Source organism: Actinoplanes sp. NPDC004185 (genome assembly GCF_053603475.1).
The window spans coordinates 63,087-81,133 of sequence record NZ_JBSGFR010000019.1; the positions used below are offsets into that span (position 1 = coordinate 63,087).

The window sequence follows — 18,047 nt, forward strand, 5'->3', positions numbered from 1 at the left end:
CACACGGGAACCGATCCGACACGACGCGGTGAATTATCTTGTGGCCCGGCCCTCCATCACCAGTTCGGCGGTGATCGGCAGCTCGCGGATCCGCCGGCCGGTGGCGTGGAAGACCGCGTTCGCGATCGCCGCGGCCACCCCCACCTGCCCGATCTCACCGACGCCCTTCACCCCGAGCGGCCCCACCACCGGGTCCTCCACCTCGACGAACTCGACCGTCACATCGGGTGCGTCGGCGTTGACCGGCACCAGATACTCACCGAGATTGCCGGCGGCCCAGCGCCCCGACCGGGGGTCCATCCGGTTGCCCTCCAGCAAGGCCTGGCTCAGGCCCCACAGCATGCCGCCCATCAGCTGGCTGCGGGCCAGTTTCGGGTTCAGCACCCGGCCGGGCGCGAAGGCCCCGGCCAGCCGGCGTACCCGCACCAGGCCGAGGTCGGCGTCCACGGCCACCTCGGCGAACTGGGCGCCGAAGGTCAGCAGGCCGTGCGGGGTGTCCAGCGGTGGCGGCGTCCAGCTGCCCAGCGCCTCGACGTCGAGCAGCCGGTTGCGCCGCAGGACATCCGCGTAGGTCTCACCGGCGTCCGGCCGGTCGGCCACTGCCATCCGGCCCTCGTGCACGCCGATCCTCGCCGGGTCGGCGCCGTGCAGCGGTGACTTCGGGTCGGCCACCGCCATCGCGACCAGACGGTCGCGCAGCCGCACCCCGGCGTCGTGGACCGCGGAGCTGACCATCATCGCGCCGGACGAGCCGACGGCCGACGACGTGTTCGGCAGGTCGGTGTCGCCCGCCTCGAAGCGGACGGCGTCCAGGGACACCGCGAGCGCGTCCGCGGCCACCTGGGTCATCGCCGTGGTGGCGCCGGTGCCGAACTCCTGGGCGCCGGCCCCGAACACCGCGCTGCCGTCGGCGTAGACCCGGGCCCGGGCGTGCTGCACCGGCATGAAGAACGCGATCGGGTACGCCGCGGCGGCCATGCCCGACCCGATGAGCCAGTCGCCCTCACGCCGTGAGCACGGCCGCGGATCGCGCTGCTGCCAGCCGAACACCTCCGCGCCGGCCCGCAGGCACTCGGCGAAGCCGTCGCTGGACCACGGGTGCCCGTACGGGTCGGTGCCGGCCCGGTTGCGCAGCCGCAGCTCGACGGGGTCGGCCCCGACCCGGGCGGCGAGCTCGTCCATCGCCGTCTCCAGCGCGAACACCCCGAGGGTCTCCCCTGGGCCGCGGGTGAAGGTCGGCGTCATCGTGTTGCCCTTGATCAGCCGGTGCACGCCCAGGTAGTGGTCAACGGCGTACAGCTGGGCGGACACCCCGGTGGCGGGCTCGGCCCAGTCGTCGAACGGCGAGGTGATCGACAGCTTCTCGTGGCGGATCGCGGTCAACCGGCCGTCCTCGCCCGCGCCCAGCGTGACCCGCTGCTCCTGCTCCTCGCGGTGGCCGTGCGAGGTGTACGTCTGCGGCCGGGTCAGCACCAGCTTCACCGGGCGCCCGACGTGCCGGGCCGCCATGGCCGCCAGGGTGACGTGCGGCCACACCATCGCCTTGCCGCCGAAGCCGCCGCCGACGTACTCGGTGATCACCCGGATCCGGGACAGCGGCAGGCCCAGCAGCTGCGCGACGGTGAGCTGGGTGGCGCGTACGCCCATGGTGGAGTCGTAGAGGGTGAGGCGGCCGTCGTGCCAGACCGCCGTGGTGGCCGACGGTTCCAGGGTGTTGTGGTGGTTCGCGGCCATCCGCAGCGTGGTCTCGACGCGTACCGGGGCGGCGGCCAGGGCGGTGGTCACGTCGCCGCGCTCGTTGCGCCCGGGGGCGAGGCCGCCGAACAGCCGCTCGGCCTCGTACGCCCGGTCCCGGCCCTCGTCGATCGTGGTGACCGACGGCGCCCGCTCGTAGTCGACCTCGACGAGCGACGCGGCGTACTGGGCCCGTTCGTGGCTGTCGGCGACCACCACCGCGACCGGCTGCCCCTGGTAGTGCACGACGTCTTCCTGCATCGGGAAGAAGCTCTCCCCCGGTGCCGCCTGGCCGACCAGCGACGGCAGCAGATGCGGTGGAGCGGCGATCCGTTCCAGGTTCTCGTGGGTGAGGACGGCCAGGGTGCCGGGCTGGTCCAGGGCGGCCCGGGCCCGTACCGAGGTCACCCGCCCGGCCGGCACCGCGGCTCCGAGGATGACCGCGTACGCCAGGCCGGGCAGCGCGATCTCCGCCGTGTACCGGGCCCCGCCGGTGACCTTGTCCCGGCCGTCGACCCGGTCGACGGGTCTTCCTACCGCGGGGCTCATCGCTGTGCTCCTTGCATCGCGGTGGTCAGCGCTCGCACGACGGCGCGCTCGGCAAATGTGACCTTGAAGGCGTTCAGGGGACGGGTGATCGCCGGTCGCATCTCCTCGGCGGCAGCCCGGGCGAAGGCCTCCACGGTCGCCGGTGCGCCGGTCAGCGCCGCCTCGGCTCGCCGGGCGCGCCACGGCTTGGTGCCCACGCCGCCCAGGGCCAGCCGGACCTCGGCGACCGTGCCCCGCTCCACCCGGATCGCGGCGAGGACCGAGACCAGGGCGAACTCGTACGACTGCCGGTCGCGGAACTTCAGGTAGCACGACGTCCGGGCCAGCGGCAGGCCGGGCACCTCGATGGCGGTGATCAGTTCGCCGTGTTCGAGGGGGTGCTCGCGTTCCGGCGTGTCGCCGGGCAGCAGGTAGAAGTCGTCGATGGGGATCGAGCGGCTGCCCCTCGGCCCGGTCGTGCGGACCGTGGCGTCGAAGGCGACCAGCGGCACCGCGACATCCGAGGGGTGGGTGGCGATGCAGTGGTCGCTGGTGCCGAGCAGGGCGTGGCCGCGGTTGAAGCCGTCGAGCGCCGAGCAGCCGCTGCCCGGCGCGCGCTTGTTGCAGGGCGAGACGCCGTCCCGGAAGTACGCGCACCGCACCCGCTGGCACAGGTTGCCGCCCATAGACGCCATGTTGCGCAGCTGCTCGGACGCGCCCAGCAGCAGCGCCTGGGAAATGCCGGGATAGCCGGCGACGACCACGGGATGGCGGGCCACGTCGCTCATCCGGGCCAGCGCGCCGATCCGCAGGCCACCATCGGCCGTGCCGGACACGTCGGCGAGCGGCAGGGCGTTGATGTCCACGAGGACGTCCGGTGCGGTGACCCCGAGCCGGATCAGGTCGACCTCGGTCGTGCCCCCGGCCAGGAAGGTGCTCGCGGGGTCGCCGGCGACCGCGGTCACCGCTTCGTCGACGTCGCGGGCGCGTACGTAACTAAGGGGTCGCATCGCCGGCCCCCTGCCGTCCGTCGCGGACCGCGCGGATGGCGGCCCGGATGTTCGGGTACGCGGCACAGCGGCAGATGTTGCCGCTCATGAACTCCGCGATGGCGGCGTCGTCGCCGGCGTTGCCCTCGCGCAGCGGGGCCACCGCGGACATGATCTGGCCCGAGGTGCAGTAGCCGCACTGGAAGGCGTCGTGCTCGATGAACGCCTGCTGCATCGGGTGCAGGTCGCCGCCGTCGCCGCCGAGGCCCTCGATGGTGGTGACCGCACGGCCCTCGCAGGTGACCGCCAGCGTCAGGCAGGCGAGCACCCGGCGACCGTCCACCCAGACTGTGCAGGCGCCGCAGGTGCCCTGGTCGCAGCCCTTCTTCGTGCCGGTCAGGCCGAGGTGCTCCCGCAGTGCGTCGAGCAGGCTGACCCGCGGCTCCAGGTCGACGGTGTGCCCGACGTCGTTGACGGTCAGACCGACGACACCGGCCGACGGCCCGCGCCGGTCCGGCCCGGGCGTCGCGACGGGCTCCGCGGGATGCGGTGCCGTGGTGGCACCGGGATGGATCGCTGTCATGGCCTTGCTCCTCCATTCGCAGGACTGAGCCTCGGATCGTGTCCGGGACCGGGCCTGTCCTCCGGAAAGCCGAGCGGCAAGCGGCCGGACGTCCGGCGGCGCATGCCCTCCACGCAACCACCGGCCACCGCGCCTGTCCAGGCCGGGCCTCGTGATCGACATGCTGCTCACCCCAGGAACCGGCGGTCGACCGGCGCTTACATCGCCGTGCTGCCGCGATGACGATTTCTTGCTGTCACCGCCGGCCCGTCAACGCGCCCGGTGCCGGCGGCGGTACTGGGAGGGTGTCAGGCCGGTGTGCCGGCGCAGGGCGGCGGCCAGGTGGGCGGAACTGCTGAAGCCGCACAGGTACGCGACATCGGTGACCGACGTGTGGTCCCGTTCCAGGTGCCGGCAGGCCGCCTCGACCCGCAACCGGGTCAGGTGCGCCGCGGCGGCTCGCCGACCGCGGCGCCGAACATCCGGCCGAAGTGGAAGGCGCTTGCAGGTTTTCTTGTTGTCGGTCGAGTGCGTCTGCCACCGCAGGGTGGTCGCCCGCCCGGGAGGGGTCATTCCGAGCCGCCCGGGACCGTACTCACATCGCGGCCGGCGGCCGTCCGTTCGTTGGTGACCCGCTGCAGCACCACGGAACGCCACCCGGCGTCCCGCCCCGAGTCGAAGGTCACCGGGGCGTGGCCACCGGGCGCGTCGGTCAAGGTCATGGGCTCACGCTACGACGGCGGGTCTGCGCGGGCCATGAGGCATTCGCGCACACCCGCCGGCCGATCGATGGCGCGGCAGCCGCAGCTGCCGCGCCATCATCCGGGTCAGCCCACTCGACAGGAGACTGTCGGCCAGGTGGTGCTGCCGTTCTTCTGAATCGTCACGCCGAAGTTGTTGCCGCTGCCGTTGGGCGTCGCGACGAGTTGTTGCGCGCTCGGGTAGCTCGCGTTGATGTTCCAGGTGGAGAGGACCTTCTCCGGAGCCGGGATGTTCATCGTCACGGTCCACGTGTTCGAGCCGCTGACGGCGACGTTCAGGTTGTACCGGTCACTCCAGCTCTGACCGGCCGACAACGTGGCGGTGCAGCTGCCGCCGCCCTGCGGCGGTGGCGTCGTCGTCGGGTTCGGGCCCGGCGTGGTCGGGTTGGAGGTGCCCGTCGGGGCGACCGCCCGGCCGGTCGACGGGGAGATCATGCCGGCGCACAGGTTGCGGCTGGCCAGCCCCTGGGCGATGCGCGGGATGGCGGCCAGGGTGTTGGCCGGCCAGTCGTGCATCAGGATGATCTGGCCGTTGGTCAGCCGCGCGTTGGCCGCCACGATGGCGTCGGTGCTGGCGTTGTTCCAGTCCTGGGAGTCGACGTCCCAGATGATCTCGGTCAGGCCGTACTTCTGCTCGACCGAGCGCAGGGTCGCGTTGGTCTCGCCGTACGGCGGGCGGAACAGCTTGGGCGTGCCCCCGCCGGCGTTGGCGATCGCCGTCTGGGTCCGGCTGATCTCCGAGTCCATGCTGGCCTGGCTGCCCTGGGTCAGGTGCGCGTGGCTGTAGCTGTGGTTGCCCACCCACATCCCCGCGTCGACCTGGGCCCGGACCAGCCCCGGGTTCTGCGAGGCGTAGTTGCCCTGGTTGAACATGGTGGCCCGCAGGCCGTTCTGGCGCAGCGCGTTCAGCAGGGCCTGGGTGTTGCCCGACGGGCCGTCGTCGAAGGTCAGCCCGACATAGCCGTTACAGGTGGCCGCCTGGGACGGCGTGGCGGTGACTGTGGTGGCGACGAAGCCCAGGGCGGCCAGGGCGGCGACCGTCAGGCCGGTCAGCAACCCTCTCCAGCGGCGTGATGTGGTTCGCATGCGGCGCGTTCCTCTCTCGGACCCGACTGGTCCGGATCAGCCGGCCTGGCACGAGACGCTCGGCCAGGTGGTGCTGCCGTTCTTCTGGATCGTCACGCCGAAGTTGTTGCCGCTGCCGTTCGGCTTGGCGACCAGCGTCTGGGCGGTGGGGTAGCTCGCGGAGATGTTCCAGGTCGACATGACCTTCTGCGGGGCCACCACGTTCATCGTCACGGTCCAGTTGCTGGAGCCGCTGACCGCGACGTTCAGGTTGTAGCGGTCGGACCACGAGTCACCGGCGGTCACCGCGGCGGTGCAGCCACCACTTCCGCCGGGCGGCGGGGTCGTCGTCTGGCCCGGGTTCGGGACCGTGGTGCCGCCGCTGCTCACGGTGATGTTCGAGCTGCCGCTGCTCTGGTAGCCCTCGGTCGCGATGATCTGGTAGTCGTGCGAGCCGAGCTGCAGGCCGGACCGGGTCCAGGCGTCGAAGTGGTTGCCGGTGGTGATGGTGCCGCCGGTGCGCTTCTGCTGCCGCACACTCCAGTACTGGTAGAACGTCGCCGTGCCCTCGATCGACGGCTGGTTGACCCGCTGGGTCCGGTAGACGTCGTAGGTGCCGCCGTCGGAGGTCACCGTGCCCAGCCGGGTCGCACCCGTGCTCGGGTTGTAGTTGCCGAAGTTCTCGACCACGTAGTACTCGACCAGCGGGTTGCGGGTCCAGCCGTAGAGCGCCAGGTAGCCGTTGCCGTTGACGTTGAACGAGCCGGAGTAGTTGATCGTGCGGCGGGCGCCGGTGGCCCAGCCCTTGCCACCGACCCAGTTGTTGACGTTGCTCCACTGGGACGTGTAGTTGCCGTCCGGCCCCAGCGTCATGGAGACGTTGCCGCTGTCCTTCCAGAACGAGAAGAAGTAGCCGTTGTGGCTGCCGGTGGTGTTCGACGTGACGGTCCGGTTGGCCTCGGCGCTGGCGTCGACCGCCATCGCGGTGCCGGCGAGGGCGATCGCCATGGCGCAGCCGACACCGAACAGCGTTCTGACCAGGCCGCGCCGGCGGCCCTTCGGTTGCACGGGAGCTACTTGCATAGCGGACGTCCTCCTCGGGGGAAGCCTGGCGGGGCGACCAGGCGGGGTTCATGTCCATCTATCGATTGACGGCAGAAGTATCGATCGGCGGCCATCCCGAAGTCAACAACTTCCGGAAACACACCGGAATTACGAACTCGGACAAAGTGTCTCGTGCAGAGCGTTATTCCAGCTCAGGACGCTTGCGGCGGAATTGAGGAAGGAAGCGCCCGAGAACGGCATGGCCGTTTTGTCCGGGGCGAATGGACCACTCCTTGCCGAAAGTTTCGGTCATTTGCGGGAGCAGGCCACCGCAGTGGTCAAGATCAGGATCTGCGGTTCAGGGGGTCGGCGACGCCAGGGACTGGACGGCGTTGTCGACCTCCTGGTCGATCAGGCGCTGGACGTCGACGGCGTTGTTGTCGAACATGCCGGTCAGTTCCAGGCTCACGATCCCGTGCACCCGCGTCCAGATGACGATGGCCGCCCGCGCGGCCCGCGGGGAGGTACCGGGCAGGTCCCGCGCCCGGGCCCATTCCCGCAGCTGCCCGTCCAGCGTGCGGTCGCCGCTGCCGCCGGCGGCCGGCATGGGGTCCGCACCGGCTTCGAGCAGGCCGACCAGCAGGGCCATCGGCCGGTCCAGCGGGGTCTGCGGCCCGGCATCGCCGGGCACGCCGCCGATCCGCTGGCCGAAGAGCATCCCGTACCGGCGCCGGTGGCGCAGGGCCCAGTCCCGGTACGCCGCGACGATCAGCCGCACCCGGACACGCGGGGTCCGCCGCCCGCCCACGGCCGCCTCGATCATGGCCGCCGCGAGCTGTTCGTACGACCGGGTCATCAGATGGGTCAGCAGTGCGTCGCGCGACGGGAAGTAGCGGTACACCGCCGGTGCGGACATCGCCATGCTGCGGGCCAGGGCGGCGATCGACAGCGCGTCGACACCGTCCGCGTCGATGATCGCGAACGAGGTGTCCTCGATCTCCTGCAGGGTCTGCACCCGCAAGCGCTCGCGCCTGTTCATCACCTGCGGGTCGTCAGCCATCGTCGCATCGTAACGGGCCGTCCCGGTGCGCTACCGGTTGACGCGTCCTGACGTACCGATGCATAGTTACGGCCATTAACAGAGTGATGGGGCGTCAGCGAACGGGAGGCCGAGGCCATGACGGGGACGAACACCGCCACCGAGGTGGTGCTGCCGGGCAAGGTCGAGCCGGCCGGCCTGCGACTGATCGAGCGCGTACTGCCGCCGCCCGGCGCCGGCCAGGCCCTGGTCCGGGTCGAGGCCACCGCGGTGTCGTTCGCCGAGAGCGCGATGCGCCGCGGCCGCTACTACGGGCAGCCTGCGTTCCCGTTCGTGCCGGGCTACGACCTCGTCGGCATCGTTGAACAGGTCGGTCCGGGCGTCGACGGCTCGCTCACCGGCCGGCGGGTCGCCGCCCTGACCAAGACCGGCGCCTGGGCCACGGCCGTCGTGCTGAGCGCCGCCGACCTGGTGGAGGTGCCCGACGGGATCGGCGCCGACGAGGCGGAGACGCTGATCGTCAACGGGCTGACCGCGTACCAGATGCTGCACGGCAGGGCCCGGGTCCGGGCCGGGCAGACCGTGCTGGTGCTCGGCGCCGGCGGCGGCGTGGGCACCATCCTGGTGCAGCTGGCCCGGCGGGCCGGCGCCCGGGTGATCGGCACCGCGAGCCCGCGCCACCACGAGGCGCTGCGCGCGCTGGGGGTGGAGCCGGTCGACTACCGCGACGCCGACCTGGCCGGCCGGATCCGGCAACTCGCCCCGGGCGGCGTGGACGCCGTGTTCGACCACCTCGGCGGCAAGAGCGTCGACCAGTCGTACCGGCTGCTGAGCCGCACCGGGACGCTCGTCGCGTACAGCGTCGCGAGCAGCCTGGACGACCAGAGCCCGGTGGTGCTGACCTTCCTGGCGCTGCTGAGCAAGCTCGCGTTCTGGAACTACCGGCCGACCGGCCGGCACGCGAGCTTCTACAACGTCTGGGCCGGGGCCGGCAAGCCCGGCTCGGCCAAGCGGGAGGCGTTCCGGGCCCGCCTCCGTACGGATCTCACAAGGGTCTTCGAGCTGCAGCGCAGCGGCGAGCTCACCGCGCAGATCGCCGCCCGCTACCCGCTGTCGGAGGTGGCCGCGGCGGTGGCCCTGTCCGAGTCCGCCGACCGCACCGCCCTCGGCAAGATCATCCTGATCCCGTGAGCGCGGACCAGCGGACGCAGCCGGTCGTCGCGCGCTGGGCCGGACCCGCCCTCGTGGCGGCGGTCCTGGTCGACCTGATCGCCGAGGCGGTCGTCGCTGCCGCGTGGGACGTGCGCCCGTACAGCTACGTCGACGACTACGTGAACTTCCTGGGCAGCCGGTTCACCGGCGAGTTCCGCGGCTTCCTCATCTCCTCGCCGCTGTGGTGGGTGATGAGCGCGGCCTGGATCCTCTCCGGTGCGCTCTTCGCCGCCGTGAGCATCGCCCTCGGCCGCCGGCTCACCGGCCGGCGCCGGCGGGTGCTCCCCGCGCTCGGCATCGCGCAGGCCGTGGCCCTGGTGTTGTTCGCCGTGTTCCCGCTCGGGCCGGCGCGCTTCGACGACGGGACTCTGGTGCTCTACCTGGTGGGAGCGTTCCTGTCGATCATCGCCGGGAACGCCCTGGCCGTCGTCACCGGCCTCGCCCACCGGCCGCTCGGGCTCCCCCGCCGGCTCGCGGTCCTGAGCGTCACCGCCGGCGTCGCCGGGCTGGTCAACATCCCGCTGACGTACGGCTGGGTGCCCACCGGTCTGGCCGAACGCATCTCCCTCTACAGCGTGCTGCTCTGGGCCCTGACCACCGGCATCGTGCTGATCCGGCGCGGACCGTCAGGCCTCGGGGGTGGCTCCGACGGCGAACGGGTTGAAACCCCAGACCGATGAGCCGGAACGCGGGACGCTGAAGGCGTACCAGTCGTGGCCGAGCGACTCGAACTCGGCGTCGCCGGCAGTGTCGCCCAGGCGCGGCGACAGCCGCACGCCGGGTGAGCACCGCACCAGACCGGCGAAGGACGACATGCCGCTGTCCTCGGTCACGTAGGCGGTACAACCGCCATGGCTCCACACGGCCGAGAAACGGTACAGGCCATGGCCCGCACCGAGCCGCGACGTCGTCATCCGCTCCAGGCCCGCCCGGTGCAGAGGGAACAGCACCCGGCCGGCCACGCCCGAGCCGGCCACCACCATCGTCACGACGGACAACACCGGCAGAACCGACCGGACCGGCCAGGACCGGCCGCGAAGCGAGGCCAGCCAGCCCACGACGGCCACCAGCCACAGGACCATGGCCACCCACAACCAGGTCAGGTAGCCGCCCGGCAGGACCACGGCGTACAGCAGCGTGACCGCCGCCACCAGACAGAGGACGATCGGCCACCAGGTGCGGGTCCGGCTCACGCCGACACGCTACAGAGGCCGGGCCACCCCGGCGCTCAGCTTGTCGTTCAACCGGACGGCGTTCGTTCCGCGTCCGCAATGTCGGCAGGCGCCGCGCCGGCGCAGGTGGTACGTGATGGTGGCCGCGCCGAGGGCGGCACCCCAGAGGATCCAGGCCACGCTGGGTAGGCGCAGTCCCCACCCGTCGCTGATCGTGGGGTCCCACACCATCATCAGCCCGGCCGGGATGAGGGCGACGGCGACGATGGAAGCCGGCACGGTCGCGAGTGCCGGCGGCACCGGCTTTCCGGCCTTGAACCAGATCCATCGGGGGTAGATCTCGCCCCAGCGGCTGACCAGGCCGTGGGTGAGCACACCACCGAGCGCCGAGGCGATGGCGCAGCCCAGCCCGATCGCGAGCATGCCGCCGGTGTTCTGCATCATGGTGAGAAAGTCCCGGCTGATGCCGAGTGGAAGGCCGAAGAACCAGGCCACTCTGGTGATCTCGTACGGCAGTGGTGCCAGGCAGGCGACCGCGACCGCCCAGCGCCCCCACCGCAGTAACGCCTCCCGAGGCGGGCCGTCACCGGGCGGGCCGTGCCGGCGGCCGCAGTGCTGACATGCCGCGCGCCTGCGCCGTTGGTACGCCAGCGTGGCCGCGGCCCACAACAACCCGCCGGCGAACAGGATGAACAGGTTGACGCGATGCCAGTACAGGATGTCCCCGATGCCGTCCTGCGGGCCGGGCACGCCGGTGAAGGCGAACACCAGCAACAGCGACCCGAACGCCAGCACACCGATCAGGATGTAGTCGGGGATGATCAGGCTGAGGCCGGCCGCCGCGATCCAGCCGAAGGCGATCATTGCCACTGACCGGCGGCCGGAGCCGGCGCCCCGGGCCATCGCCAGCGCGACGACCGTGCCGAGCAGACCGAGCACCGCCATGAGCGGTGCGGTGACCTCGACCGGGCTGCCCTCGAGGATGGACGCCGATTTGTGGTCGTCGTCGATGGGCGCGAACGGGAAACCGTCACCGCCCGACGTCCAGTACAGCCCGAGCATGGCGTACATCAGCGACCAGCCGGCCGCCGCGTAGCCCGACCAGGCCGGCCAGCGCCGCCACCAACCGGTCCCGCCCTTACCCCTTTTGGACATGGCACTCCTCGGAGAAGCGCGGCGTACGCTCGCCGCGCTCCCACCAGCCTCGGCCGGGCCGGAGGTGCGCCACCATCTGCCGATGTGGCGAGGTGGGGCACGCCGGCCGCGGTGTTCTGTGCCGATCGGCATACGGCGGTGCCCGCCTACGATCGAGTGATGACGCGTCGGCACCTCGGCTGGATCAGCATGGCGGCGAGCTGTTCCGCGCTGGTCGCCTCGTTCGTGGAGGACCTCGGCAGCCCGACGTACCTTTTCGTGCTTGTGATGGCGGTCCTCGCCGTGCTGCTGGCCGTCGCGGTGCGCTGGGCACCTCACCGGCACGTCGCTCCCGCCGCCGGGCTGGCCGGTGCCGCGATGGCTCTGCTCCTCTGGTCGATCACCGAGGACATGGCCGCGGCACAACGGCTCGTCGCAGCGGCCGTTTGGACCACGCCCGCCGTCGTCGCGGTCGTCGTCGGCGGCTACCCGCGGCTGATGGCCCACCGGCGGGCCGTGGCCGTCGAGCAGGCCCGGCATGCCCAGCGCCTGCAGGTGGCGCGTGACCTGCACGATTTCGTCGCCCACGACATCAGCGGGATCGTGGCGCAGGCCCAGGCGGCACGATTCGTCGCCGACAGCACGCCGGAGGCGGCCGGCCCGGCACTGGCACGTATCGAGGCCGCCGGTCTGGCCGCGCTGGCCACGATGGACCGGATGGTCGGCATGCTGCACGAACCGGACGCCGGCACGGTGCGGCCGCTGCCCACGCTGGACGACCTGCCCGGCCTCGTCGACCGATTCCGCGCCGCCGGCCACGTTGACACGCGCCTGGTCCAGAGCCTCCAGATGGACGAGGTGCCACGCGACAGCGCCGCGGTGGCGTACCGGATCGTGGTCGAGGCCCTCACCAACGTCCGGCGGCACGCACCGGCAGCGACCCGGGTCGACGTGTCCCTCACCGGCGACGCCTCCGGCGTCGAGGTCCGGGTCCGTGACCACACGGCCGGGCCGTCGCCGGCGCAGCGGCGTGCCCGGCGCGGCGGGCGGGGCCTTTCCGGCCTGCGGGAGCAGGTTGCCGCGCGTGGCGGCACTCTGACCGCGGCGCCGTGTGAGCGTGGCTGGGAAGTCGTCGCTGTCATTCCCGGGGTGGCGGCATGAACAGCACCCGCGTCCTGCTCGCCGACGATCAGCCCGACGTACGCAGCGGCTTCCGCCTCGTCCTGGACTCCCAGCCCGACATCACCGTGGTCGGCGAGGCCACCGACGGGACGTCAGCCCTGAGCCTGGCGCGCAGGCTGCGGCCGGACGTCGTGCTCGCCGACATCCGGATGCCCGGCATCGACGGGCTGGAACTGACCCGGCGGCTCAGCCACGAGGGTCTACGGGTGGTCGTGGTCACGACCTTCGACCTCGACGAGTACGTGGACACCGCACTGCGCAACGGCGCATGTGGTTTCCTGCTCAAGCGGTCCGGGCCGACGCTCCTGGTCGAGGGCGTCCGCGCGGCGATGGCCGGTGACGCGCTGATCAGCCCCCAGGTCACCGTACGGCTGCTACGCGCGGTGGCCAGGGCCGACCGGCCCGCGGCGCCCAATCCCCTGACCCACCGGGAGACCGAGATCGTACGGCTGGTCGCTCAGGGTCTCACCAATGCGCAGATCGGCGCCGAGCTGTTCATCTCCGCCGGGACCGCCAAGACGCACGTCGCGAACATCCAGGCGAAGCTGGGGCTCACCAACCGGGTCGGCATGGCCGCCTGGGCGTGGCGAGCCGGTCTGGCCGACCCGCACTGAGAGAGGTGAACGCCGCTCAGGCGGCGTCGAGCAGCGGCACCGTGAGCCGGAAACAGGCGCCTGCGCCGGGCGAGGTCTCCAGCTCGACATCGCCGCCGTGCGCCCGGGCCAGGGAACGCGCGATCGCCAATCCCAGCCCGGCGTTGGCGCCGCCCAGGCGGTTCCGCGAGCGGTCGGTGCGGTAGAAGCGGTCGAAGACCCGGCCGGCCTGCTCGGCCGTCATCCCCGGGCCGTGGTCGGCGATCTCCAGCACGGCACGCCCGTCGAGCGTGCCCACCCCGATGCGTACGCCTGTGCCCGCCGGGGTGTGCGCGACCGCGTTGCCGACCAGGTTGGTGACGACCTGCCGGAGCCGGGCCTCGTCGGCGTCGACCGGGGCCGGGCCGGGCGGGCCGGTCCCGCCGGGTCCGGTCAGCTCGACCGGCCGGGTCGCGTCGAGGGCGTGCAGGTCGTGCCGGGCATCGGTGGCCAGCGTCCGCAGGTCCATCGGGGCCCGGTCGAGCTGGGCCTCGGGCGCGTCGTCCAGCTCGGCCAGCAGCAGCAGGTCCTCGGTGAGCCGGGTCAGCCGGGTCGCCTCGCTGTCGATGCGGCGCAGGGCCGCGTCGACGTCGGCCGGGGCCGCCAGCGCACCCATCCGGTGCAGATCGGTCGAGCCTTTGATGACGAACAGCGGGGTCCGCAGCTCGTGGCTGACGTCCGAGACGAACGTGCGCATCCTGGCCTCGGAGGCGGCCCGATCGGCGAAGGCCCGTTCGAGCTGGCCGAGCATCAGGTTGAGCGACGCCGCCAGATGGCCGATCTCGGTGCCCGGCGGGGCCAGGGCGGGCACGCGCCGGGTCAGGTCGCCGGCGGCGATCGCGGCCGCGGTGTGCTCGATGCGGCGCAGCGGGCGCAGCCCCCGGCCGAGCGCGAACCAGCCCACCGCCGTCAGCGCCACCAGCAGCACGAGCCCGCTGATCAGGCTGGTCGTGCGCAGCTGGGCCACGGTGGCGTCGGCCGCGGTCATCGGCGCAGCGGCGATCACGGTGCCGTTCCAGCCGGTGGTCCGCCGGGCGACGGCCCGCCAGCGGCCCGAGTCGTCGGCGGCGCTCAGGAAGACCGCGGACCCGTCGGTGGGTACCGTCCGCAACTCGGCCGGCGGCGGCAGGCTCGCGGTGCTCAGCCGGGACGTGTGCAGGCCGTCGGCGACCGCGCCGCCGGCGTCCAGGTACACCAGGTAGGGCGCCCCGACCAGGTCGAGGGCCGGGTCGAGCAGGTCGGCCCGGGCACCCGTGGTGCCCGGATCACGCGGCCCGCTGACCGGCAGGCGGGAGATCAGGGCGGTGAGCGAGCCCAGCTGGCTGTCGAGCCGGTCGACCTGGTAGTGCTCCAGGCGGTCGGAGACGACCGTGCCCACCAGGGCCAGCCCGGTCAGCAGCAGGGCCGTGGTGAGCACCAGCAGCCGTACGCGCAGACTCACGGTCGCGGCTCCCGCATCACGTAACCCACGCCGTGCACGGTGTGGATCAGCTTCGGTTCCTCGCCGTCGACCTTGCGCCGCAGGTACGAGATGTACGTGTCCACGATGCTGGCGTCGCCGCCGAAGTCGTAGTGCCACACCCGGTCCAGGATCTGCGCCTTGGAAACCACCCGCCCGGCGTTCTCCATGAGGTGGCGCAGCAGCCGGAACTCGGTGGCCGACACCCGCACCGGCCGCCCGTGCCGGGTCACCTGGTGCCCCTCCACGTCCAGCGCCAGCGTGCCGACGGTGAGGATCCCGTCGTGGTGCCCGGCGGTGCGCCGCAGGATGGCCCGGATGCGGGCGATCAGCTCCTCCAGGTCGAACGGCTTCGTCACGTAGTCGTCGGCGCCCAGCGACAGCCCGGTGACCTTGTCGGCCTGCCGGTCGCGCGCGGTGAGGAAGAGCACCGGCGTACGGTGCTCGCGCAGTTGCCGGACCACTTCGAAGCCGTCCATGTCGGGCAGCATCACGTCGAGCAGCACCAGGTCGGGCGGGTCCGCGGTGGCCGAGGCGATCGCGTCGGCCGCGGTGGCCGCCGAGGTCACCCGGAAGCCCGCGAACCGCAGTGTCGCGGCGAGCAGCTCCCGGACGGTGGCCTCGTCGTCCACCACGAGCAGCCGCTCAGCCTCTTCCCGGGCAGTCATGCCCGCCAGCCTACGGAGGTCCGGCGCCGGACGGCGTCAACCAGCAGGCTCGCGGCGAAGCCGGCTGCGGCACCGGCGCCGAGCCCGGCCGCCAGCGCGCCCCAGGGGCTCGCGGCCAGCCGCAGGTCGAGGACCGGGACCGCGATGATGAACGCCTGCACGCCCAGCTCCACCGACACCCGGGACAGCAGCGTCAGAACGACCAGCACGGCCGCGACCACCGGGGCGAACCGCACGGCGAGCCCGGCCGCCCGGCGCAGCGGGCCACCGGCCCGGTCTCCACCGGTACGCGCAGCGACCGCGACAGCGCAGGCGAGCAGCACAACACCGGACAGGACCACGAGGGCACCGCGCCCGGGCGGCGACCAACCGCCGTCCACGACGCACGAGAGCATGCCGCCGGAGCTGAACGACCAGGGCACACCGAGCCCGAGCAGCAGCGCGCCGCCCACCACCATCGGCAGCGCGAGCAGCACCCCGCCGGCGACGGCCGGACCACCGACCGCCCACGCCGCGAGCACACACACGATGCCCGCCCCGGCAACCGGCCACCGCGCGGCGCGCAGGGTTCCCCCGACAGCCGGGAACCGGACGGCCAGCCAGCACAGCCCGACCACGGCCAGCGCCCCCACCGTCGCGCCGGCCACGGTGGGTCCGACGGCCACGGAGAAGCCGGCCTCCAGCTTGTCGACGGAGGCACCGGCGAACGGCGTACGGGTGCCCGAAGCGCACGCCCCCACTCCCCCGCCGGCCGCCCGGGCGCTGCCGGACGGCAGCGTCAGCGTTCCGCGCGCCACCGCGGCCACTGCGCCGAGACCGGCCGCGAAGGCGACCACCGCGGACGCGCCGCGGACCAGCAGCCCGGCACCGCCGCGGCGCAGCAGCAGCGTCCCGAGAACGATCGCGCCCACCACGGAGACGCCGAGCGGCAGCACCTCGATCCGGCCCTGCACCGTGATCGGCAGGCCGCCGGCCGGGGTGAGGCCGACATCAGCCGGGCCCCCGGCCGCCATGGCGACGACCGCCGCCGTCAGGCGCTCGAAACGGCCTCCCGGATCTCCGCCGCCGGACAGTCCGGGCCCGGGTAGCGGCACAGCCTCCAGCAGGAGCAGGCCGGCGACCGCGGTGCCGGCCATGGCGAGCAGCGCGCCGGCCGCCGCGGCCAGCCCCCGGCCGATGTCGCGTCCCGTCATCACACGTCTCGGCGCCGCAGGACCACGAACGCGGCCACCAGCACACCGGCGACTCCCAGGCCCAGACCGGCCAGGTTCCACCACGGGTGCGGGAAGTCCGCGTCCGGGACCGTCGCGAGAGCGGCCGCCCCGCCGAGGGTCGGCCAGAAGTCGAACAGGCCGCTCATCCAGGACGGGAAGATGCCGGCCAGGGCGGGCACCAGGAAGATGATGCCCACCAGGGTGGCGAGCGCGCCCGCGGTGGCCCGCATGATCGTGCCGAGCCCGACGGACAGCAACGCGATGAGGGTGAGGTAGAGACCACCGGCGAGCACGGCCCGCAGCACGCCGGGATCGCCGAGCCCGGCGCTCGGCACACCCTGGCGGTCGATCAGCGGCTGTCCGATCAGGAACGCGGCGACCATCAGCACCTGGCCGGCCACCACGGCGACAGCCGCGGCGATCACCACCTTGGCCGCCAGCACCCGGTGCCGACGGGGCGTGACCGTCAGCGTCGTCCGGATGAGACCGGTGGCGAACTCGGAGGTCACGACCAGGATGCCGAGCACCCCGATGATCAGCTGGGCGACGATGTACGCGGTCAGGCTGTGCGCCGCCGGGTCCCAGGCGGCGCCGGCCTCCGCGTACGCCTCGCGGGCCGAGTTGGAGGACAGGGCCGTGATGCCCAGGCCGACCACGAAGAGGCAGGCCAGCGTGTACCAGGTGGAGCGCAGGCTGCGAATCTTGATCCACTCGGCCAGCAGGGTGCGGCTCATGCGGGCACCCCCTGGTAGTCGACGCTGTCCTTGGTCAGGGCCATGAAGGCGTCCTCCAGCGACGCCCGTTGCGGGGTCAGCTCACTGAGGACAACCCCGTGGTACGCGGCCAGCTTGCCGATGTCCTCGGCGCTCATGCCGGCCACGACGAGGGTCGACTCGAGCCCTTCCCGTACGGTCGCGCCCGCCGCCGACAACCGCAGCGCGAGGGCATCCGGATCGTTCGCCCGCACCTGCACCGTGCCGCCCCCGGCGGCGTTCATGAGCTCACTCACCGACGTGTCGGCAATGAGCCGCCCCCGGCCGACCACCACCAGGTGATCCGCGGTCTGGGCCATCTCGCTCATCAGGTGGCTGGAGACCAGCACGGCGCGGCCCTCGGCGGCCAGCGAGCGCATGAGCTCCCGGACCCAGCGGATGCCCTCCGGGTCCAGCCCGTTCACCGGCTCGTCGAAGATCAGCACCCGGGGGTCGCCCAGCAGGGCCGCCGCGATGCCGAGCCGCTGGCGCATGCCGAGCGAGAAGTCACCGGCCCGCTTGCCCGCCGCGGCCCGCATCCCGGTCAGGTCGAGCACCTCGCCGACCCGGCGCCGGGGCAGGCCGTTGCTGGCCGCCAGCGCGAGAAGATGGTCGTACGCCTTCCGCCCGCCGTGCACGGCGCCGGCGTCCAGCAGCGCGCCGACCTCGGTCAGCGGCACCGGGAAGTCGGTGTAGCGGCGGCCGTGGACCGTGACGGAACCCCGGTCCGGCGCGGCCAGGCCGACGATCATGCGCATGGTGGTGGTCTTCCCGGCGCCGTTCGGGCCGAGGAAGCCGGTGACCTGCCCGGCCTCGACGGTGAACGACAGGTCGTCCACCACGGTGTCGGGCCCGTACCTCTTGGTCAGTCCGCGTACCTCAATCATCGTCATGGCGGCG

The 18,047-nt window shown here is 72.6% G+C and carries 19 protein-coding genes; 4 read left to right on the forward strand and 15 right to left on the reverse strand.

Annotated elements, in window-relative coordinates; translation table 11 throughout:
• Window positions 1-33: 33 nt before the first annotated feature.
• From ACWEOZ_RS20725 to ACWEOZ_RS20760, 8 genes are all read right to left on the reverse strand, one after another.
• Complete coding sequence (locus tag ACWEOZ_RS20725; protein WP_451912304.1) at window positions 34-2,283, reverse strand: xanthine dehydrogenase family protein molybdopterin-binding subunit; 2,250 nt, start codon at window positions 2,281-2,283, stop codon at window positions 34-36.
• Window positions 2,280-3,272 carry an FAD binding domain-containing protein gene (locus tag ACWEOZ_RS20730; protein WP_451912305.1) on the reverse strand — a complete coding sequence of 331 codons (993 nt, stop codon included), beginning with the start codon at window positions 3,270-3,272 and terminating at the stop codon, window positions 2,280-2,282. The genes ACWEOZ_RS20725 and ACWEOZ_RS20730 overlap by 4 nt, the downstream gene beginning before the upstream one ends.
• A complete protein-coding gene (locus ACWEOZ_RS20735) occupies window positions 3,259-3,834 on the reverse strand; it encodes a (2Fe-2S)-binding protein (protein WP_451912306.1) in 576 nt (191 codons plus the stop codon). The genes ACWEOZ_RS20730 and ACWEOZ_RS20735 overlap by 14 nt, the downstream gene beginning before the upstream one ends.
• A gap of 249 nt (window positions 3,835-4,083) precedes the next feature.
• The gene (locus tag ACWEOZ_RS20740; protein WP_451912307.1) at window positions 4,084-4,386 is read right to left on the reverse strand and encodes a helix-turn-helix domain-containing protein; all 303 of its coding nucleotides are present in this window, start codon (window positions 4,384-4,386) and stop codon (window positions 4,084-4,086) included.
• Window positions 4,383-4,535 (reverse strand): hypothetical protein, encoded by a 153-nt coding sequence (locus ACWEOZ_RS20745; protein ID WP_451912308.1) that lies wholly within the window; start codon window positions 4,533-4,535, stop codon window positions 4,383-4,385. Before ACWEOZ_RS20745 ends, ACWEOZ_RS20740 begins: the two co-directional genes overlap by 4 nt.
• Before the next feature lie 105 nt (window positions 4,536-4,640).
• Complete coding sequence (locus ACWEOZ_RS20750) at window positions 4,641-5,660, reverse strand: polysaccharide deacetylase family protein (RefSeq protein WP_451912309.1); 1,020 nt, start codon at window positions 5,658-5,660, stop codon at window positions 4,641-4,643.
• Between the two features lie 36 nt (window positions 5,661-5,696).
• Entirely contained in the window at window positions 5,697-6,722 is a 1,026-nt protein-coding gene (locus tag ACWEOZ_RS20755) for a glycoside hydrolase family 11 protein (protein WP_451912310.1), read from the reverse strand.
• A gap of 319 nt (window positions 6,723-7,041) precedes the next feature.
• The gene (locus tag ACWEOZ_RS20760; protein ID WP_451912311.1) at window positions 7,042-7,743 is read right to left on the reverse strand and encodes a TetR/AcrR family transcriptional regulator; all 702 of its coding nucleotides are present in this window, start codon (window positions 7,741-7,743) and stop codon (window positions 7,042-7,044) included.
• Window positions 7,744-7,860: 117 nt separating this feature from the next.
• Between ACWEOZ_RS20760 and ACWEOZ_RS20765 the strand changes: the two genes are divergently transcribed.
• Together ACWEOZ_RS20765 and ACWEOZ_RS20770 are read left to right on the forward strand one after the other, a co-directional pair.
• Window positions 7,861-8,913, forward strand: a complete 1,053-nt coding sequence (locus ACWEOZ_RS20765; RefSeq protein WP_451912312.1) for a medium chain dehydrogenase/reductase family protein — start codon at window positions 7,861-7,863, stop codon at window positions 8,911-8,913.
• Window positions 8,910-9,614 carry a DUF998 domain-containing protein gene (locus tag ACWEOZ_RS20770; RefSeq protein WP_451912313.1) on the forward strand — a complete coding sequence of 235 codons (705 nt, stop codon included), beginning with the start codon at window positions 8,910-8,912 and terminating at the stop codon, window positions 9,612-9,614. Before ACWEOZ_RS20765 ends, ACWEOZ_RS20770 begins: the two co-directional genes overlap by 4 nt.
• On the opposite strand, the gene ACWEOZ_RS20775 is transcribed toward ACWEOZ_RS20770, so the two are convergent.
• Window positions 9,561-10,127 (reverse strand): hypothetical protein, encoded by a 567-nt coding sequence (locus ACWEOZ_RS20775; protein WP_451912314.1) that lies wholly within the window; start codon window positions 10,125-10,127, stop codon window positions 9,561-9,563. The two genes, ACWEOZ_RS20770 and ACWEOZ_RS20775, sit on opposite strands and share 54 nt — an antisense overlap.
• Before the next feature lie 9 nt (window positions 10,128-10,136).
• Window positions 10,137-11,261: an NYN domain-containing protein gene (locus ACWEOZ_RS20780; RefSeq protein WP_451912315.1), complete on the reverse strand. Its 1,125-nt coding sequence runs from the start codon at window positions 11,259-11,261 to the stop codon at window positions 10,137-10,139.
• Between the two features lie 159 nt (window positions 11,262-11,420).
• On the opposite strand from ACWEOZ_RS20780, the gene ACWEOZ_RS20785 reads away from it, so the two are divergent.
• Together ACWEOZ_RS20785 and ACWEOZ_RS20790 are read left to right on the forward strand one after the other, a co-directional pair.
• Window positions 11,421-12,401 (forward strand): sensor histidine kinase, encoded by a 981-nt coding sequence (locus tag ACWEOZ_RS20785; protein WP_451912316.1) that lies wholly within the window; start codon window positions 11,421-11,423, stop codon window positions 12,399-12,401.
• Window positions 12,398-13,036 carry a response regulator gene (locus ACWEOZ_RS20790; protein ID WP_451912317.1) on the forward strand — a complete coding sequence of 213 codons (639 nt, stop codon included), beginning with the start codon at window positions 12,398-12,400 and terminating at the stop codon, window positions 13,034-13,036. Before ACWEOZ_RS20785 ends, ACWEOZ_RS20790 begins: the two co-directional genes overlap by 4 nt.
• A gap of 16 nt (window positions 13,037-13,052) precedes the next feature.
• Here ACWEOZ_RS20790 and ACWEOZ_RS20795 read toward each other — a convergent pair whose 3' ends face one another.
• Genes ACWEOZ_RS20795 through ACWEOZ_RS20815 form a run of 5 tightly spaced genes read right to left on the reverse strand, consistent with a single transcriptional unit; the run spans window position 13,053 to window position 18,034 of the window.
• Entirely contained in the window at window positions 13,053-14,495 is a 1,443-nt protein-coding gene (locus tag ACWEOZ_RS20795) for an ATP-binding protein (RefSeq protein ID WP_451912318.1), read from the reverse strand.
• A complete protein-coding gene (locus ACWEOZ_RS20800) occupies window positions 14,492-15,181 on the reverse strand; it encodes a response regulator transcription factor (RefSeq protein WP_451912319.1) in 690 nt (229 codons plus the stop codon). Before ACWEOZ_RS20800 ends, ACWEOZ_RS20795 begins: the two co-directional genes overlap by 4 nt.
• Entirely contained in the window at window positions 15,178-16,374 is a 1,197-nt protein-coding gene (locus tag ACWEOZ_RS20805) for a streptophobe family protein (RefSeq protein ID WP_451912320.1), read from the reverse strand. The genes ACWEOZ_RS20800 and ACWEOZ_RS20805 overlap by 4 nt, the downstream gene beginning before the upstream one ends.
• The gene (locus tag ACWEOZ_RS20810; protein WP_451912321.1) at window positions 16,374-17,129 is read right to left on the reverse strand and encodes an ABC transporter permease; all 756 of its coding nucleotides are present in this window, start codon (window positions 17,127-17,129) and stop codon (window positions 16,374-16,376) included. Before ACWEOZ_RS20810 ends, ACWEOZ_RS20805 begins: the two co-directional genes overlap by 1 nt.
• Window positions 17,126-18,034: an ABC transporter ATP-binding protein gene (locus ACWEOZ_RS20815; RefSeq protein WP_451912397.1), complete on the reverse strand. Its 909-nt coding sequence runs from the start codon at window positions 18,032-18,034 to the stop codon at window positions 17,126-17,128. Before ACWEOZ_RS20815 ends, ACWEOZ_RS20810 begins: the two co-directional genes overlap by 4 nt.
• Window positions 18,035-18,047: the final 13 nt, after the last annotated feature.

Bases quoted from the DNA above. Each gene is read 5' to 3' on its own strand.
- ACWEOZ_RS20725 (WP_451912304.1), bottom strand. From the start codon at position 2,283: ATGAGCCCCGCGGTAGGAAGACCCGTCGACCGGGTCGACGGCCGGGAC.
- ACWEOZ_RS20730 (WP_451912305.1), bottom strand. From the start codon at position 3,272: ATGCGACCCCTTAGTTACGTACGCGCCCGCGACGTCGACGAAGCGGTG.
- ACWEOZ_RS20735 (WP_451912306.1), bottom strand. From the start codon at position 3,834: ATGACAGCGATCCATCCCGGTGCCACCACGGCACCGCATCCCGCGGAG.
- ACWEOZ_RS20740 (WP_451912307.1), bottom strand. From the start codon at position 4,386: ATGACCCCTCCCGGGCGGGCGACCACCCTGCGGTGGCAGACGCACTCG.
- ACWEOZ_RS20745 (WP_451912308.1), bottom strand. From the start codon at position 4,535: ATGACCTTGACCGACGCGCCCGGTGGCCACGCCCCGGTGACCTTCGAC.
- ACWEOZ_RS20750 (WP_451912309.1), bottom strand. From the start codon at position 5,660: ATGCGAACCACATCACGCCGCTGGAGAGGGTTGCTGACCGGCCTGACG.
- ACWEOZ_RS20755 (WP_451912310.1), bottom strand. From the start codon at position 6,722: ATGCAAGTAGCTCCCGTGCAACCGAAGGGCCGCCGGCGCGGCCTGGTC.
- ACWEOZ_RS20760 (WP_451912311.1), bottom strand. From the start codon at position 7,743: ATGGCTGACGACCCGCAGGTGATGAACAGGCGCGAGCGCTTGCGGGTG.
- ACWEOZ_RS20765 (WP_451912312.1), top strand. From the start codon at position 7,861: ATGACGGGGACGAACACCGCCACCGAGGTGGTGCTGCCGGGCAAGGTC.
- ACWEOZ_RS20780 (WP_451912315.1), bottom strand. From the start codon at position 11,261: ATGTCCAAAAGGGGTAAGGGCGGGACCGGTTGGTGGCGGCGCTGGCCG.
- ACWEOZ_RS20785 (WP_451912316.1), top strand. From the start codon at position 11,421: ATGACGCGTCGGCACCTCGGCTGGATCAGCATGGCGGCGAGCTGTTCC.
- ACWEOZ_RS20790 (WP_451912317.1), top strand. From the start codon at position 12,398: ATGAACAGCACCCGCGTCCTGCTCGCCGACGATCAGCCCGACGTACGC.
- ACWEOZ_RS20800 (WP_451912319.1), bottom strand. From the start codon at position 15,181: ATGACTGCCCGGGAAGAGGCTGAGCGGCTGCTCGTGGTGGACGACGAG.
- ACWEOZ_RS20805 (WP_451912320.1), bottom strand. From the start codon at position 16,374: ATGACGGGACGCGACATCGGCCGGGGGCTGGCCGCGGCGGCCGGCGCG.
- ACWEOZ_RS20810 (WP_451912321.1), bottom strand. From the start codon at position 17,129: ATGAGCCGCACCCTGCTGGCCGAGTGGATCAAGATTCGCAGCCTGCGC.
- ACWEOZ_RS20815 (WP_451912397.1), bottom strand. From the start codon at position 18,034: ATGATTGAGGTACGCGGACTGACCAAGAGGTACGGGCCCGACACCGTG.